We start from the raw sequence: 17,329 nt of genomic DNA, 5'->3' as shown, positions 1-17,329 counted from the left end.
TTCGATCTCTAAGATTAATAGGTACCGCAACCACCGTTCAGGAGCCCTTCATGTACGACATTTTCGCCACGGACAAGCTGATCGATCTCTGGCTGACCGAAGACATCGGCATCTGCGACTTGACCGTCCAGACCATGATTGAACCGGGAGAGACCGGCACCTTCTGCATGAACGCCCGCGAGCCGATGCTCATCGCCGGCATCGATGTGGCGGCACGCATCTTCGCGCGCTACGACCCGACGCTGTCTGTCGATGTGCGCGTCGCCGACGGCAACAAGGTGGAAAAAGGCGCGGTGCTGCTTAACGTGAGCGGCAATGCACGCAGTGTCCTGACCGCCGAGCGCACCGCGCTGAACATCATGCAGCGGCTGTGCGGCATCGCCAACCATACGGCGACGTATGCCCAGGCCATCGCCCATACCAGGGCGCGCCTGATCGACAGCCGCAAGACCACGCCCGGCCTGCGCGCGCTGGAAAAGCACGCGGTGACCTGCGGCGGCGGACTGAACCATCGGCTCAGCCTGGACAACGGCGTGATGATCAAGGACAACCACATCGCCGTGTGCGGCAGCATTGCCGCCGCCGTGGCGCGCGTGCGTCGCAGGCTGCCCGTGCTGACCAAGCTGGAAGTGGAATGCGACCGGCTGGAACAGGTGCACGAGGCACTGGCAGCCGGTGTCGACGTGATCATGCTGGACAATATGTCGGTGCCCGACATGAAGGAAGCCGTGCAGATCGTCAATGGCCGGACCAAGGTCGAGGCCTCGGGCGGCATCCGCCTGGAGACGATCCGGGCCGTGGCGGAAACAGGCGTGGACTACATCTCCACGAGCAAGATCACCCAGTCCGCCCCTGCCGTCGATATCGGGCTCGACGAAGCCTGACACCCGCGGGGCCCAGCCCCCTGTCCGATTCACGCCTTCTACCCAAGGCATTCACCCTTGCCGGTCTCGCCCGGCGAGGGTCTTTTCATTGGCGGGCTGCCTACAGGTCCGAGAGCAGCCGCCCCACCTCCTGCGTAGACGGAACGCGCCGGCCATGCTCCGCCGAAGCGGCTTCGTCGGCGACCAGCCGCTTCGCGATCGTGATCAGCACGCGGCGGGTGGTCAGCACATCTTCCTCGCTCAGCCCTTGCACGCTGAGTTCATTGACCTCGGTAGCCAGCGGCTCAAGCTTGCGGCGCAGCGCGCGTCCGGTCTTGCTCAGGAACACATGCACCTTCTTCTTGTTGCCGGGAAGATGGGTGCGCTCCACGTAGCCCAGCGCCTCCAGCGCCTTGACTGCCGCAAACGTCGTCGGCTCGGTCACGCCGGCCCGTTCGCTCAGCTCCCGCTGCGACAGGCCGTCATGGCGCCACAGGATGCGCAGGATGGTCCAGTGGCCATACGAAACCGAATGTTCCGCCAGGCGCAGCTGGAGCGCCCGGATATAGGCACGGGCGGCATCCTTCACCAGGTGGGCAAGCCGCTCTTCATCGGCTTCATCCGCGGGCGTGATCGGGACCGGAGCATCCGGCTTTCTTGTGGCCATGGTCATGAGGGAAAGTGAACGTATGCATGCGGCGCCGAACGAGCGCGGTGCCGGCGACAGCGCACATGATAGCGCCTCCGGCACTCGCACGCGGACACCACGCCTGATGGCCAAGGCATCTCCATGTAGCGCTCACTCCATCAGTGCACGTTGCCCTCAACCCATGCATGGGGCACCGTCGCTGCGCACCCTGCCCCCGTGTTTTCCCCTAGAAATCCGCGAATCCCGCGTACACGCTTGATTTGCGGGCGCTGGCCCATTGCTTGCATTACCTTAGACATCGAACTTATCTTGACACCCCCCGGACCGGTGCTAGCATAACCACATAACTTCGACATCTAAGGTAATTTCCATGGCGGCGAGTGGCACATTCTTTTTTGTTGTGGGGCCCAGTGGCGCTGGCAAGGACTCGCTGATCGACGGTGCACGGGCCGCGCTCGATGACGACTACGTCTTTGCGCGGCGCGTCATCACGCGTCCTGGCGGGTCCGCCGGCGAAGCGCATGAGGGGGTATCGGAGACCGAGTTCGCGCGGCGCCAGCGAAGCGGAGAATTCCTGGTGACCTGGGACGCGCACGGCCTGCGCTATGGATTGCCTGCGTCCCTGATGCACGAGCTCGAACGCGGCCGCAACGTCGTCGCCAATGGCTCGCGCGGCGTCATCGCGGAACTTGCGGCCCGCCTGCCGCGCTTCGTGGTGGTCCTGGTGACGGCACCGCACGGCGTGCTTGCCCGGCGCATTGCCGCGCGCGGGCGGGAATCGGGCGACCAGGTCGCCAGCCGCGTGGCGCGCGCGGGGGCTCCGGTGCCGCCACACGTGCCGTGTATCACGGTCTCGAACGACAGCACGCTGGAGGCCGGCACGGCGCGCTTTGTCGAAGCCTTGCGCAACGGCACCAGGGCAACCGCCGCCGAACAGCCGGCCAGCCGCAACAACCTGATGGCCAAGCTGCGCGGCGAGCCGCTCGACGAAGCTGCCTACGTTGCCGTGCTGCAGGACGCCATCGCCGGACGCTACACCGAGGCGGAGCTGACCGAGTTTCTCGTTGCCGCAACCCGCACGCTGACTGACGAGGAAGTGGTGGCACTGGCACGCGCGCGTACCGCCTTCACGCCTCGCATCGACTGGGACGAGCCCGTTGTCGTCGACAAGCATTCGATGGGTGGCGTTCCCGGCAGCCGCATCACGCTGGTCGTGGTGCCGATCGTCGCGGCCTACGGGCTGGCCATGCCCAAGACATCGTCGCGCGCAATCACTTCTGCCGCCGGCACCGCCGATGCCATGGAGACCATCGCACGGGTCGACCTGGCGCACGAGGACGTGCGCCGCTGCGTGGCCCAGGCGCGCGCCTGCATTGCGTGGAACGGGCGGCTGAACCATTCCGTGATCGACGATGTGATGAACGCCATCACGCGGCCGCTGCGGCTGGATTCGCGGCGCTGGTCGGTGGCTTCGATCCTGTCGAAGAAATACACCGCCGGCGCTACCCACGTCATTGTCGACCTGCCCTACGGGCCGCAAACCAAGCTGGCAACGCGCGCCGACGCCGAGGCGCTGGGCGCGCTGTTCGAACGCGTCGGCAAGGGACTGGGCCTGCACGTACGCGCGCTGGTCACGGACGGCAGCCTCCCGATCGGCCGCGGCATCGGGCCCGCACTGGAGGTGCGCGACGTCCGTCTCGTGCTCGACAACGCGCACGATGCGCCCGCCGACCTGCGTGAAAAAGCCCTGCGCTTTGCCGGCGAGATCATCGCTTTCGATCCCCGGGTGGGCTCGCCCGAACACGGCATGCAAATTGCGGCTGGGCTGCTGAAGGAAGGCAAGGCCAAGGCCGCGTTCGATCGCATCGCCGCCGCACAGGGCATACGCCCCGATCCAGTGGCGCCGGGTACGCATACGCAGGTCGTGCCTGCCGCCACGCAGGGCCGGGTGACAGCTGTCGATGGCCTGCAGATTGCCGGCGTGGCGCGCGCCGCCGGGGCGCCGCGCGATGCCGGTGCAGGCGTCGACATGCTGTGCGCGATTGGTGCAGAGGTAGCGCCAGGGCAACCCCTCTACCGCATCCACGCCGGCTCCGCCGAAGCGCTTGAGGCGGCTGCGGCACTGGTGCGTGCTGGCGGCGAGTGTTGCGACGCCGTGCGTATAGACCCCGATTGACCGGCCTTTCCCCTTCCCTCACCCTAACCGACGAGGCATATCCATGAGACCCCCATCCGTCGTCAGCAGTCTGGCATCGCTCCTGTTTGTCGCAGGCAGCCTGGGCACCCTGCCCGGGCGCGCCGAAGCCAATATCGCCAGTACCTTCCCGCAAAAGCCGATCCGCGTGGTAGTGACGTTCCCGGCCGGAGGGGGGACCGATTCTCTTGCGCGCCTGATCGGGAATGACCTCAGCAAGTCGCTGGGGCAGCCGGTGGTCGTCGACAACCGGCCCGGCGCGAGCGGCAATATCGGCGCCGAGTTCGTCGCCAAGAGCCCAGCCGACGGCTATACGCTGCTCATCGTCAACAGCAGCTTTGCCATCAACCCGAGCGTCTTCAAGAAGCTGCAGTTCAATCCCAAGTCCGATTTCAGCGCCGTGATCACCTTCGCCTCGGTGCCGTCGGTGATTGCCGTGCCATCGCAATCGAAGATCCGCACCCTCAGCGACCTGCTGGCGGCGGGCAAGAGCGCCTCCCCCCCCAGCTATGCGTCTTGCGGCAACGGCACCCCGCAGCATCTGGCCGGCGAACTGCTGAAGGTCTCGGCAAAGATGGAGATGCTGCATGTGCCGTACAAGGGTTGCGCCCCCGCCATCGCCGACGTGCTTGGCAACCAGGCCGATGTCAGCGTCAACACACTGACCAACACCATCCCCTACCTGAAAAGCAACAAGCTGCGCGCGCTGGCCGTCACCTCGAAGGCACGCTCGCCGTTCCTGCCCGACGTGCCCACGGTGAGCGAGCTTGGCGTAACCGGCTATGACGTCGACCAGTGGTTCGGCATCCTGGCCCCGGCACATACGCCGCCCGAGATCGTGCAGAAGCTGAACGCGGAGATCGCCAGGGCCATCGCCAAACCCGAGATCAAGGCATCGCTGACACAGCTCGGCTTTGCCACGACCACGAGCACCCCGGCCGATTTCCAGAAGCTGGTGAGCTCCGACATCGATCGCTGGCAGAAATTCGCGACGAAGGTCAACCTGCTCGTGGACTGACCATCTGGGGCACCGGCCGGGCGACAGCAGGCGGATCCCCGACTACCGGTATCACATCGCGGCTATCGGCCCATCGGGCCGGGTCAGAAGCAGACCGTCGCCGACATCATCAACGTGCGCGGCTCGGCAATGGCCAGGCCGCCGTAGCTGTCCACCGCTGCCCAATAGCGGCGGTCGAATACATTGCGCAGGTAGAGGCGAAGGGTCGCATCGTTCCCGGCCATCGTGGTCCGGAAGCGCGCACCCAGGTCCACGCGCGTCCAGGCTGGCAGGCTCTGGGTATTGGCCCGGTCAACATACTGGCGCCCGGTGTAGGCAAGCGCGCCGCTCAGGGTCAGGCCGGGCAGCCACGCGGCGTCCCATTCCGCGCCAAGGTTCACCTGCAGCGACGGGGCGCCGATGACGGATCTTCCCAACGTCCCGGCGTCTGTGTCGCGGGTGATGATTGCGTCGAGCAGTGCGGCGCTCGCCAGCAAGCGCACATTGCTGGCGGGTTCGCCGTACAACCCGAACTCGAGACCCCGGCTGCGCTGCTCGCCGTTGACGGCAAACACCGGGCCGGCAAGTTCTCCGGCCGGCTTGCTGATCTGGAATGCGCTGACGGTGGCGCGCATGCCGCCTTGGTCGAACCTGGCCCCTACCTCGTATTGCCGCGACTTGTACGGGGCAAACACTTCGCCGGCATTGCTGGCACTGCCCGGCGCGATATCGCCCTTGCTGAGGCCCTCGATGCGATTGGCGTAGAGCGATACCTGTTGCCAGGGCCTGACCACCAGCCCCGCCAGCGTTGTCCACGCGCCCTGGTCGTAGCGCGACGCCAGTCCGCCGTCAGCATGGAAATTGTCCGACTGCACGCGCTGGTGGCGCAGGCCAAGCGTCAGTTGCAGACGGCGGTCAAGCACCGAGAGCGTATCGGCCAACGCCACGCCGGTGAGCCATGTCTTCGATACCGTCGGCACGCCCGATGGCGCCGGCACATCCTGGAATGGCAGCGTCGCGGGCGCATAAAGGTTGGTCAGCGCGGGCGTGCTGGCAGTGTTGTACGCGCGTCCGAGCTTGTCCTGGTAGCCGCTGGCCACGACGCTGAGCTGGTGGCTCACCGGCCCGGTCTGGAAGCGCGCACGCACGCCAGTGTCGGCGCTGACACGCGCCACGTGGAAACGATAGTTGGAGTCGGCTACCGCCACATCGCCCGCGGCATCGATGATGGTGGGCGTGATGGCAAACAGCCGCGCCACGTGCGTCTGCCCGCCACCGGCATCGGCGAACCAGGTCACGCCGTCGGCAAGGTCATACTCCGCGCGCAGCAGCTGCGAGCCATCGCGGATGCGTGATTGCTCCCACGGCTGCGAGATGTTGCGGCGGCCATCCGGCGCCTCGGGCACTGCCATGCCCGGCACGATATGCAGCAACCGCGATGGCGCCGGGATCCGTTCGCGCTGGTCGATCACGTCCAGCGTGGCGCGCACGCGCTGGCCCTGGTAGTCCAGCGCGAGCGCGCCCGAGGTAGCGCGGCGGGACTGGTTGTCGAGCGCGGTGCCGCCACCCAGATAGCTGCCATTGAAGCGGATGCCGAACTGGCTTGCACTGCCCAGGCGGCGGCTGATATCCACGCTGCCCCCGAACTGCGAAGCCGCCGCGTAGTCGGCCGTGAAGCGCGTCACGTCGACAGCGCCCGCGCGCTTGGGCACGATATTGATGCCGCCGCCCACGCTGCCGCCGGGCGCCATGCCGGTCAGCACCGCCGCGGGGCCCTTGATCAGTTCCACGCGCTCCACATAACTGGTGGAAACGCGATAGTTGGACGCCACGCCATAGATGCCATCGAACGCGATCTCGCCGAAATTGCCGTTGCCCACCGGAAAGCCACGGATGCTGAACGCATCCAGGATGCCCCCGGGCTGGCTGACATAGCGCACCGATGCGTCGTTGGCCAGCACATCGCCAACGGTGCGTGCCTGCCGGTTCTCGATGAAGCCGGCGCTGTATCCGACGGCGTTGACGGGCGCATCCATGTTGTCGGTGTTGCCAAGCAAACCCAGGCGCACGCCTTGCGTGACCTGTCCACCGGCCAGCAGCGGCGGCTCGCTGTCATGCTTGCCGATGACGCGCACTTCGGGCAGCGTTGCCGGCGCGCGTTCAGTTTGCACCGCGGCGCGGCGCACGGCATAGCCGCCGCCGTCCATTGGCACCGCCTCCAGGCCGGTGCCAGCCAGCAACACGCGAAAGCCCTCGGGCACCGCATAGCTGCCGAGCAACCCCTCGCTGCGCAGGCCGGCCAGTTGCGCGGCATCGTAGGAGAGATTGATGCCGGCGGCGCCGGCAAAGCGGTTCAACGTGACCGTGAGCGGACCGGGCGCAATGGCGAAGGTGCGCATGCCGGCGGCACTGCCCTTGGCTTGCGCCAGCGCCGCCAGCGGGACGGTCCCCAGCATCAGGACGGCAAGCAACACAGCCGCGGCAGCCGAAGCGCATCGCGTGCTCCATACCGTGGCCGGAGACCGTTGCGACTGCCGTTTCCTCACGCCGCTCCGCTCAGAAATCCACCGCCATGGACGCCATGAAGGTGCGCGGGGCGCCCTGCGAAATGGTGCCGTACGATGCCACCCCCGACCAGTACTTGCGATCGAAGGCGTTGATCAGCGCCGCGCTGAGAGTGGTCGCATGACCGCTGACCCTGGTCCGGTAGCGCGCGCCCAGGTCCACCGTGGTCCACGACGGCACATGCTGGGTATTGGCCTGGTTGACGTAGGCGTTGCCGGTGTAGTTCACCGCACCGGTCAGTGTCAGGCCTGGCACCCACGGCAGGTCCCACTCGGCACCCGCGTTGGCCATCACCTTGGGCACGCCCACCGGACGGTTGCCGAGGGTCGCGGCACTGTTGGTCCTGGTCAGCTCGCCGTCCAGCAAGGTCACGCCACCGAGCAGGCGCACCCCCTGGTACGCTTCCCCGGACAACGTGAGCTCGATGCCCTGGTTGCGCTGCTCGCTGTCGATCGCATAGACCGTGCCGAACAGCTGTCCGCTGGGCTTGGTCATGCGGAACACCGCCAGCGTGGCCATGACCTTGCCGGCATCAAGCTTCACGCCCACCTCTTGCTGCTTCGTCTTGTACGGCGCGAACACCTCACCCGCGTTCGATGCAGTGGCCGGCGCGATGTCGCCCTTGCTCAGGCCTTCCACGTAGTTGGCATACAGGGACACATGCTGCCAGGGCTTGTACACGATGCCGGCCAGCGGCGTGACAGCACTTTCATCATACGAAGCCGTCTTGACGCCGTTGCTGCTGTAGTTGCCGGACTTCACCTGCTGATAGCGCAGGCCCAGCGTCAGTTGCAGGCGCTCGTCGAATGCGCTCAGTGTGTCGGCCAGCGACACGCCGGACAGCGTGGAGTCCGACACCTTGGGTACTGAGCCGGGTGCTGCCACGCTCTGCACGGGGCTGGCGACCGGGTCATAGATGTTCGACCTCACCGCCGTGCCCGCCCTGCTGGCGCTCGCGAAGCGGTCCATGTACTGGTTGGCCTGCAGCGCCAGCGCATGCCTGACGGGACCGGTCTCGAACCTGGCTCGCACACCGGTATCGAGCGAAGAACGATTGATCTGGAACTTCCAGTTCTGCGGCACGGCCGAGGTGTCGCCGCTGGCATTCAGGATGGTGGGGGTCTGGTCGGAGAAGCGCGCCACGTCCGAGCGCGTGCCCCCGGCATCGGCAAAGAAGGTGATGTTGTCGGTGAGATCGTACTCGGCGCGCAGCAGCGTCGAGACGTCGTTGGACTTCCACCAACCCCATGGCTGCGAGACATTGCGCCGGCCATCCGGTGCCGCCGGCACGGCCACGCCGGCGGCGACAAGGAGCGGACGCGTAGGCGCATCGATCCACTGATATTGCTCGATCACGTCGAGCGAGGCGCGCAGGCGCTGGCCCTGATAATCCAGCGACAAGGCGGCCACTTCAGCGCGCGACTTCTGGTGATCCAGCGGGGTCGGGCCCTGGCGGTGCAGCCCGTTGAAGCGCACCCCCCATTCGCGCTTCTCGCCGAAGCGCCGGCTCAGGTCGACGGCGCCGCCCACCTGCGCGTCGGAGGCGTAGTCGAGCGTAAAGCGCGTCAGGTCCGTGGCCAGCGCGCGCTTGGGCACCACGTTGACGACACCGCCCACGCCGCTGTTGGGGGACATGCCATACAGCAACGCAGCCGGGCCCTTGAGCACCTCGACACGTTCCAGGTATTCGGTGAACAGGTGATAGTTGGGCGACACCCCGTAGACGCCGTCGAAGGCCACCTCGGACAGGTTGCCCTCGTTGATCGGGAAGCCGCGAATGAAGAACGAATCCGTCACGCCACCAATCTGGCCGGTGAAGCGCGCGGACGGGTCGCTCCCCAGCACTTCCGCCAGGGTCACGGCTTGCTGGTCTTCCATGCGCTGCGCGGTGTAATTGGTCGTCGCGAACGGGGTGTCCATCACCCCCTTGTTGCCAAGCAACCCGAGCCGGCCGCCGCGCGCCACCTGGCCGCCCGCGTACGCGGCGGGCAGCTCGCCGGCACCGTCAGCGCTGGCGCTGACGGTCACGGCCGGCAGCGTTTGTGGATCGGCGGCCTGCGCCAGGGCTTCAAACGGTGCCACGGCCGCTCCGAAGGTCAGGCAGACGCAGGCATGGTGCAGCGCGACGGCCAGCGGCCTGGGCCGCGGCGTGCGGGCCAGGCGAGGCGACTTGGCAGGGCGGGCGTGGGCAAAACAAGATACAGACATCATTCTCTCCGGCAGCGACAGGTGTTGGTTTCCTATGCTGTAGGCCGGTCGAGAATCGAAATCCCCTCATATCTTCTGCAAATATTTCTCGCACGCCAGGCATCGTCGTTCAGCGCGGTCCCACGCTGACCCAGAAGCGCGTGCGGTAGCGAATACTGACGGGCTGCGCCTGAGCAAGGAATGCCAGGGCCCGATCGGTGTCTCGCACCTGGTATGCACCGGACACGCGCAGGTCCGCCACGGCCGGATCGCAGGCGATGCGCCCGCTGCGGTAGCGCGACAGCTCGGCCAGCAGGTCCGCCAGCCGCATGTCGTTGCCGGCGATCACGCCATCGGCCCAGCCATCGTCGGTGAAGGGCCGGGCCGGCGCCGGTGCGCTGCCGTCGGCCGCGAGCCACCAGCTCGTGCCGGCTCGCGCCACCTTCACGGTGTCGTCGGCGACCCGGCCGTTGGCGGGGTGCAGGGCGACCGCTCCTTCAAGCACGCTGACGCGCGCGCGCCCGTCCTCGATCCGCACCACAAAGCGCGTCCCCAGGGCACGTAGTCGGCCAAATGGCGTTTCAACCCAGAACGGCCGCGTTGCGGCGCCGGTGGTGGCAGCGGGCGTATCGTGTCCGGTGGCAACCAGGATCTCCCCACGCCGCAGCGTCACGACCCGACGCGCGGCATCGAAGGCGGTGCTGATTGCGGTGTCGGTGTTCAGCAGGATCGTGCTGCCGTCATTGAGCCGCACCGTGCGCTGTTCTCCGGTGGCGGTGCTGGCGTCGGCCAGCAGGCGCTGCCACGGCGCCAACTCGCGCGCGGCGCCGGCAGCCAGTACCGAAACACCGGCCAGCGAGAGTAGCTTGAGTGCCTGGCGCCGCCGGATGCCGCGCGTGCCACGACGCTCACCCACGGCCTTCAGCGTATCGAGCGCAAGCACCGGCGGCATCCGGCTGAAATCGTCCTGCAAGCCCTTCAAGCGTTGCCAGGCCAAGCCATGCAGCGGACTGGCGGCCAGCCATTGTGCGAAGGCTTTCCGCGCCGCGGCATCCCCTTCGCCAAAGTCGAGCTTGACCATCCAGCGGATGGCCTGGTCGACGACATCGGACGGAACAGAGGGATCAGGCTGCGTCTGTGCAGGCCTGCCAGGATCGGTCACCGGCGCTTACTCGCCAAAGCGCAGCGTGTAGCAATGGCGCAGCGCGGTGGCCACGTAGCGTTCCGCCGTGGCCAGCGACACACCCAGGCGCTCGCCGATCTGCCGGCAAGTCAGCCCTTCCAGTTGCGCCCACAGGAATGCGGTGCGCACCTGCGGCTTCAGCGCATCGAGGATGCGGTCGATCGCGATCAGCGTCTCGAGGAACTGGAGCCGGCTCTCAGGCGACGGCGCTTGCGCTTCGGGCAACTGGGCCAGCGTCTCCAGCCAGGCCAGTTCCAGTTCGCGACGGCGCCAGTGCTCGATGACCAATCCACGCGCAATGGTGCTCAGGTAGGTGCGCGGCTCGCGGATATCGCAGGGCTCACGCCGCAACAGGCGCAGGAACACGTCCTGGGCGAGATCGGCAGCATCGCAGGCATTGCCAAGCTGGCGGCGCAGCCATCCCTGCAACCACCGGTGATGGTTGCAATAGAGGACATGAAGTTGCTGATTGATTGTGGTGTCGGCGGCGCCCACCTGCGAAACCCCTGTTCATTTCCGCACCTCCAACGATGTGCGCACCATGCAAATGAGAATTATTACTATTTTAAGACGAGTCTGGTAGTGGCCGCAAGCTTCCGCTTCTGATTGGAAGTGGGCCGCCCGCCAACCTGATGACGGTGTGAAGCAACCGACGCCAAGGCCCGCATGATGAGATCTATACGACATTTTCGTGTGCGTGTAACGCTCTGCAATGTCTTGCAGTAAAAACAAGTGGAACCTTCCGTAATACAAATGATAATCTTTCTCATTCGTTACATCATTTACATAAAGGCCTACCCATGAGCGAAACCGTGCTCGCAATCACCAAGGGCGTGCGTTTGTTGCCGCACCTGACTGGCGCACTTGGCGTGGCTGTCGCCGCGGCGCCCGCAACGGCCCAGGCGGCCTCCCAGACGGCCGCCCAGACGCCGCCGGGCACGGTCGAACTCCCGACTGTTACGGTCTCGGGCGCGAGCGAGTTCAAGGTCGACAACTCATCGTCGATCAAGAACCCGGAGGCGCTGCTCGATACGCCGCGCTCGATTACGGTCATTCCCCAGGAAGTGATTCAGAGCACGGGCTCGACCACCCTTACCGATGTGCTGCGCACGGTGCCAGGCATCGCTTTCGGCGCCGGCGAAGGTGGCAACCCGGTCGGCGACCGGCCGTTCATCCGTGGCTACGACGCCCAGGCGAGCACGTTCCTCGACGGCTTTCGCGACATCGGCTCGCAAAGCCGCGAAGTCTTCAATATTGAATCGGTCGAGGTGACCAAGGGCCCCGCCGGGGCCTACGATGGCCGTGGCTCGGCGGGTGGCAGCATCAACCTCACCAGCAAGTCGGCGAAGCTCGGCAACTTTGCCGAAGGCAATGTGGGCGTGGGCAACGCCGATTACAAGCGGGCTACCGTCGACGGCAACTGGCAGTTCGCCGAACACGCGGCCTTCCGCCTGAATGCGATGTACCACGACTCCGACGTCGCGGGCCGCGACGCGACCCACCAGAACCGCTGGGGTGTGGCGCCCACGGTCACGTTCGGGCTGGGCACGCCCACGCGCCTGACGATGTCGTACTACCACATGCAGACGGACGACATCCCCGATGTCGGCATTCCGTACAACAACCCCACCTTCAATGCCCGCACCGACGGCCGTCCAAGGACGCGCACGGCGGGTGACGGCTCGCCGGTGAACGTACCGCGCAACACGTACTACGGCCTCGTCGACCGCGACTTCCGCAAGGACGCGGCGGACATGGGCACCATCCGCTTCGAGCACGATTTCAGCGACGCACTCAGGTTCCGCAACCAGACGCGCATGTCGCGCACGTCGCAGGACTTCATCTACACCCAGCCGGACGACAGCCAGGGCAATCTCTACTACGACATGATCTGGCGCCGCGCCAATACGCGCATCAGCACCGCCAGGACGCTGTCGAACCAGACCGACCTGTCGGGCGAGTTCGTGACCGGCCCGGTCAGGCACAAGTACGCCACCGGCATCGAGTTCTCGCGAGAGACCAGCGACAACGACACCTACACCGTCGCCACCGGCAGCAATCGCTGCCCGGCGGGCCCTGGCGCGGCAGGCGGCTACAACTGCACGACCCTCTACAATCCAAACCCCGGTGATCCGTGGGCGGGTTCCATCGCGCGCACCAACAATCCGAGCTACTCGCAGACGAACACCACATCGGCCTATGTGTTCGACTCCATGGAACTGGGCAAGCAATGGATCGTGAACGCCGGCCTGCGCCTCGACCGCTACGCCACGGAGTTCCTGTCGACGCGTGCCGCCGGCACCAACGTTCGCACCAGTTACTCGCGCGACGACAATCTCCTCAACTACCAGTTCGGCGTGGTCTACAAGCCCGCCGATAACGCGAGCGTCTATGTGTCGTACGGCACGTCGTCGACGCCGGCAGGGGCCTTCCTGTCGCAAGGCAGCGACAGCAACCCGCTGACCACCGGCTCGCAACTCGCCCCGGAAAAGAACCGGGCCTTCGAACTGGGTACCAAGTGGGATGTCCTGCGCAAGCGCCTGGCGCTGACGGCCGCGATCTTCCGCATCGAGACCACCAATGCACGCATTACGCTGCAGGATGGCACCGTCGCCATGGCCGGCAACAAGCGCGTCGACGGTTTCGAGCTCGGCTTCTCGGGCAACGTGACCGACGACTGGGCGGTGTTCGGCGGCTACACGCACCTGAAGAGCGAACTGCGCAACGCCGGCGGCGCTGGCGCGGCGTTCGGCCTGAGCAACGGCACCGCGTTCCCGAACACGCCGGAGGACAGCTTCAGCCTGTGGTCCACCTATCGCCTGTTCCCCAACTTCACGGTCGGCGGCGGCGCCTACTATGTGTCGAAGGTCTGGGGCAGCCAAGCCAACAACAAGTGGGTCCCGGCCTACTGGCGCTTTGACGCGATGGCCTCGTACAAGATCAACAAGGCCCTGACGCTGCAGCTGAACGTGCAGAACCTGTTCAACAAGACGTATTACAGCCAGGCTTACCCGACGCACTACGCGACCATCGCCCCGGGTCGCTGGGCCATGCTCAACCTGAACGTCCGCTACTGACGGATCGCGGCGGCCCGCACGGGCCGCCCGCCGCGTGATCCCATGGACCTGCTTCCCTTCCCTGTCGTCTCCCGGGGTGAACTCGATCACCTTGGCCCCGCCGGCCTGCGCGACAAACTTGCCGGGCCGCCCCAGGCCGCGCTGGCCTGGCTTGGCGCCGCTGCCGCCGGCGGCTCACTCGCGGCGCAGACGCTGCTTGGACAGTGGTTTCTGGAAGGACGCGGCGTCGCCCGGGATGAGGCGCGGGCCTTTGCATGGTTCAAGCATGCCGCGCATGCCGGCCACGCAGGCGCGGCCAACCTGGTGGGGCGCTGCTATGAGAACGGCTGGGGCACCGCTGCCGGCGCGACCGCCGCCGCCCACTGGTACACGGTGGCGGCAGAGCGAGGATCGGACTGGGGCATGTACAACCTGGCCACCTCGCTGGCGCTGGGCCGAGGCCTGGCGCCTGACCGGCCTGCGGCGTTTGCCTGGTTCCGCAAGGCGGCGGATCTGGGACACGCCAAATCGCTGAATATCGTGGGCGGATTCTACGAAGACGGCTGGGAAGTCCCGGCCGATGCCCGCATCGCGGCCGGCTATTACCGCCGCGCCGCTGAAGCCGGGGATTTCCGCGGGCAGTTCAACTACGCCCGGGTGCTGGCGCTGGCTGGAAACCATGCGGGCGCGGCGGCCTGGATCGCGCGCGTACCGGACATCGCCACCCCCGCCTTCATCAAGAAGATGCTCGAATACCTGCGCCAGGCGCCTCAGCCTGAACTGCGGCGCCTGTACGGCGTCGTGCAATCCTCGGATTGTGCCGCTCGTGCCGCCAATGCGGCGCAAACGTGAGTCCGTGCAGCGCAATCACCCCTTCACGCACACCACCTGCCGCAACGTGTGCACGATTCCACCAGGTCCGCCTGCGCAGCCATCACCGCGTCGATGTCCTTGTAGGCCATCGGGATCTCGTCAATCACGGCGGCGTCCTTGCGGCATTCCACGCCTTCGGTCGCATGCACCTGGTCGGCCACGGTGAAGCGGCGCTTGGCCTCGCTGCGGCTCATGGTGCGCCCCGCGCCGTGGCTGCATGAGCAGAACGACTCCGGGTTGCCCTTGCCGCGCACGATGAAAGAGCGCGCGCCCATCGAACCCGGGATGATGCCCAGCTCGCCCACGCGCTACATCCTCGAGCTCGACGAAAATCACCGCGGAGCCCGGTGCGACTGCGAGTGCATCAGTTGCGGCGGCGCGCTGATTGCCGTCAATGCCGCCCGCGAAACCTACGTCCGGCGGCCGCACTTCCGCATAGAACGCTTCGCGCAGGATAAGGATGGCCCACCTTTCTCCAATGACGCTCATGGCCCGCGCCACGGCACAACGCGGTTCCGAAGTAGCCATAGTATTTTTGTGTCCGAGTCTGCCGACGAAGGCAAATCATACATCGCCCTCGCCGGCCTACAGCTCGGTTGGCATCAGCCACTGTTCTTCTTGTACCCGATCTGTTCGAGAGTCGCCTTCTCTCTTGCCATCGCGGATATCGCAAACCGCCGGTACTGCTCCGGGCTCATATACATGGGTTCCATATCGTACTGAGCGAGTGCGTCGCGGAAGTTCTTCTCTTCCATCGCCTGCTTGAATGCGGCATGCAACTTCGCAATGATGGCGCTCGGCGTGCCTTTCGGTGCGGCGATGCCCCATGGGGACGACTGAACGATGTTGATCCCGCACTCCTTCAATGTGGGGACATTCGGAAATCGCGGCATGCGTTTTTCGCCCCACACTGCCAGCAGGCGCATCTTTCCGCTCTCGACATAGGGTTGCCAGCCCGCAGTCTCCGCAGCCGACATGACATGGCCGCCCAGAAGCGCCTGCAGAGATTCGCCTGTTCCCTTGTATGGCACATGGGTCAGCTTGATCCCTGCGACGCGCGAGATCTGCTCCATCGTCAGGTGGTTCGTGGTCACCGAACCAGGCGTGCTGTAGGTCAGCTCTCCGGGATGCGCTTTGGCATAGGCGATGTAGTCGCTCATGCTTTTGATCGGTGAGCTCGCCGGCACCACGATGCCGAATACATAGCCCGTCACGCCGATAATGAAGCTGAGGTCCGCGGGATTCCAGCTAATGTCCGTCGTATAGGGAAGTCGGAAGACGCCTTGGGGAATGACCGCGAGCGTATAGCCGTCAGGTTTTGTCGACTGCAGGATCTGAGCGGGCAGCACGCCTGCGGCACCGGGCTTGGTCTCAATGACCAGCGGCTGCCCGAGAATCTTGGAAGCATTCGCGGTCAGTACGCGCATTGGGGTGTCCGTCGAACCCCCTGGCGGGAAGCCCAGCAGAACGCGGATGGGGCGATCCGGAAACTTCTCCTGACCGTCCTGCGCGATTGCGCGCGACGCCAACGAACATCCCAGGGTGCTGGTCAGACCAATGACGCTCAGGCGTCCAAAATCACGTCGATTCATAGTTGCCTCCTTCTCTAAGTCTTTTGTATTTTTAGCTCCGCGCCTGAGCCGAGATGCTCATCGCCAGGCGTCGTAAATGTTCGCTGGCATTGCCGAAAGTCTGATCGATCGCGGTCAAGCGCCTGAAGTAGTGCGACACGCGCATTTCTTCGCTCATCCCCATGCCACCGTGGATTTGGACGGCCTGCTGCCCCACGAACCGGGCACTTGTGCCGATCATTGCTTTCGCTGCGGCACACGCACCGCCACGCTGCGAAGCGTCGTCGATATGTGCGAGTGCCCGGTAGAGCGACGACTTGGCCTGTTCGGTATGGACAAGCATGTCGACCATCTTGTGCTGGAGCGCCTGGAAGCTCGCCAGCGAAGCACCGAACTGGCGACGTTGTTTGGTGTACTCCGTCGTGGCCAGTACAACGGCCTCCATGATGCCTACGGCCTCCGCGCAGACGGCGATGCGCCCGACATCCAAGGCGAACTCCACATCCGCAAGCACCTTGGTGCCGTTGCCAAGTTGTGCACCCTGGCCAACTTGGACGCGATCGAAGCGGTACTCGGACACTTCGGATCCATCGACCGCAGGATAGGAAATGTGATAAACGCCTTCGGCCGCGGTCGGAACCACAAATAGCCTGAAGTTATCGCAGTGAACCGAGCCGCCTGCGAGCCGGGCGAGCACTAGGAGACAGTCCGCGCGACCGCTGAGCACGCCGGATTTCGCTCCCGAGATGACGAAGCCATCGTCGGTGACGGAGTACGTGGTCTGAATACGCCAGAGCTCCGCCCTGGCCTGGGGTTCTTCGATCGCGGCCACGATAATCCGACTGCCGTCGGCCATGCCGGGAATCAACATGTCCATCTGCGCAGCGGATGCTGCGACTTTCACCAAGGCGCCGGCTACCGCGATGGCGCCCACATAGGGTTCGGTAACGTTCGCCTTGCCGAACGCCTGCATGACGAGTGCGAGTTCGATATGGCCGCCGCCACCGCCGCCGTATGCCTCTGGAAAAGGGAGTGCGAGCAGACCCAGTTCCGCAAAATCTGACCAATGCGCGTCGGAGCGCACGCGATGGGCGACCCGCTCGCCGAATTTGTATTGCCGCTCGAGGTATCGCTCGACGGCGTCGATCAGCATCTGCTGGTCGTCAGAGATCGTGAAGTCCATGTCGTCGT

The 17,329-nt window shown here is 65.6% G+C and carries 12 protein-coding genes and 1 pseudogene; 5 read left to right on the top strand and 8 right to left on the bottom strand.

The features are described from left to right. The first annotated feature begins 50 nt into the window (after positions 1 to 50). On the top strand, positions 51 to 884 hold the full coding sequence (gene nadC, locus ACREYQ_RS20475; protein ID WP_432262002.1) for a carboxylating nicotinate-nucleotide diphosphorylase: 834 nt from the start codon (positions 51 to 53) through the stop codon (positions 882 to 884). A gap of 100 nt (positions 885 to 984) precedes the next feature. Here nadC and ACREYQ_RS20470 read toward each other — a convergent pair whose 3' ends face one another. Further along, positions 985 to 1,530, bottom strand: a complete 546-nt coding sequence (locus ACREYQ_RS20470; RefSeq protein ID WP_432262612.1) for a MarR family winged helix-turn-helix transcriptional regulator — start codon at positions 1,528 to 1,530, stop codon at positions 985 to 987. Between the two features lie 352 nt (positions 1,531 to 1,882). Here ACREYQ_RS20470 and phnN point away from each other — a divergent pair, with 352 nt between their 5' ends. Both phnN and ACREYQ_RS20460 read left to right on the top strand, forming a co-directional pair. Further along, positions 1,883 to 3,688: a phosphonate metabolism protein/1,5-bisphosphokinase (PRPP-forming) PhnN gene (phnN, locus tag ACREYQ_RS20465; RefSeq protein ID WP_432262001.1), complete on the top strand. Its 1,806-nt coding sequence runs from the start codon at positions 1,883 to 1,885 to the stop codon at positions 3,686 to 3,688. A 43-nt stretch (positions 3,689 to 3,731) separates the two neighbouring features. Beyond that, complete coding sequence (locus ACREYQ_RS20460; protein ID WP_432262000.1) at positions 3,732 to 4,724, top strand: tripartite tricarboxylate transporter substrate binding protein; 993 nt, start codon at positions 3,732 to 3,734, stop codon at positions 4,722 to 4,724. Between the two features lie 83 nt (positions 4,725 to 4,807). Here the strand turns inward: ACREYQ_RS20460 and ACREYQ_RS20455 are convergent, their stop codons facing one another. The 4 genes from ACREYQ_RS20455 to ACREYQ_RS20440 form a co-directional block, all read right to left on the bottom strand. Then, entirely contained in the window at positions 4,808 to 7,159 is a 2,352-nt protein-coding gene (locus ACREYQ_RS20455; protein WP_432261999.1) for a TonB-dependent siderophore receptor, read from the bottom strand. Positions 7,160 to 7,259: 100 nt separating this feature from the next. After that, positions 7,260 to 9,479, bottom strand: coding sequence for a TonB-dependent receptor (locus ACREYQ_RS20450; RefSeq protein ID WP_432261998.1), 2,220 nt, complete (start codon positions 9,477 to 9,479; stop codon positions 7,260 to 7,262). A 106-nt stretch (positions 9,480 to 9,585) separates the two neighbouring features. Continuing rightward, positions 9,586 to 10,536 carry a FecR domain-containing protein gene (locus tag ACREYQ_RS20445; RefSeq protein WP_432261997.1) on the bottom strand — a complete coding sequence of 317 codons (951 nt, stop codon included), beginning with the start codon at positions 10,534 to 10,536 and terminating at the stop codon, positions 9,586 to 9,588. Between the two features lie 87 nt (positions 10,537 to 10,623). Then, positions 10,624 to 11,133, bottom strand: a complete 510-nt coding sequence (locus ACREYQ_RS20440; RefSeq protein WP_432261996.1) for a sigma-70 family RNA polymerase sigma factor — start codon at positions 11,131 to 11,133, stop codon at positions 10,624 to 10,626. Positions 11,134 to 11,438: 305 nt separating this feature from the next. Between ACREYQ_RS20440 and ACREYQ_RS20435 the strand changes: the two genes are divergently transcribed. Beyond that, complete coding sequence (locus tag ACREYQ_RS20435) at positions 11,439 to 13,715, top strand: TonB-dependent receptor (RefSeq protein ID WP_432261995.1); 2,277 nt, start codon at positions 11,439 to 11,441, stop codon at positions 13,713 to 13,715. Positions 13,716 to 13,757: 42 nt separating this feature from the next. After that, positions 13,758 to 14,546 carry a tetratricopeptide repeat protein gene (locus ACREYQ_RS20430; protein WP_432261994.1) on the top strand — a complete coding sequence of 263 codons (789 nt, stop codon included), beginning with the start codon at positions 13,758 to 13,760 and terminating at the stop codon, positions 14,544 to 14,546. A 15-nt stretch (positions 14,547 to 14,561) separates the two neighbouring features. Here the strand turns inward: ACREYQ_RS20430 and ACREYQ_RS20425 are convergent. From ACREYQ_RS20425 to ACREYQ_RS20415, 3 genes and pseudogenes are all read right to left on the bottom strand, one after another. After that, positions 14,562 to 14,875: pseudogene (locus ACREYQ_RS20425) on the bottom strand (RtcB family protein); the annotation flags it as partial. A gap of 294 nt (positions 14,876 to 15,169) precedes the next feature. After that, complete coding sequence (locus tag ACREYQ_RS20420; protein ID WP_432261993.1) at positions 15,170 to 16,159, bottom strand: tripartite tricarboxylate transporter substrate binding protein; 990 nt, start codon at positions 16,157 to 16,159, stop codon at positions 15,170 to 15,172. A 31-nt stretch (positions 16,160 to 16,190) separates the two neighbouring features. Continuing rightward, complete coding sequence (locus ACREYQ_RS20415; protein WP_432261992.1) at positions 16,191 to 17,321, bottom strand: acyl-CoA dehydrogenase family protein; 1,131 nt, start codon at positions 17,319 to 17,321, stop codon at positions 16,191 to 16,193. Positions 17,322 to 17,329 lie beyond the last annotated feature (8 nt).

The sequence above is a fragment of the Cupriavidus sp. TMH.W2 genome, from assembly GCF_050847365.1.
GTDB lineage: Bacteria > Pseudomonadota > Gammaproteobacteria > Burkholderiales > Burkholderiaceae > Cupriavidus.
This window is presented reverse-complemented; position numbering and strand designations above follow the sequence as displayed.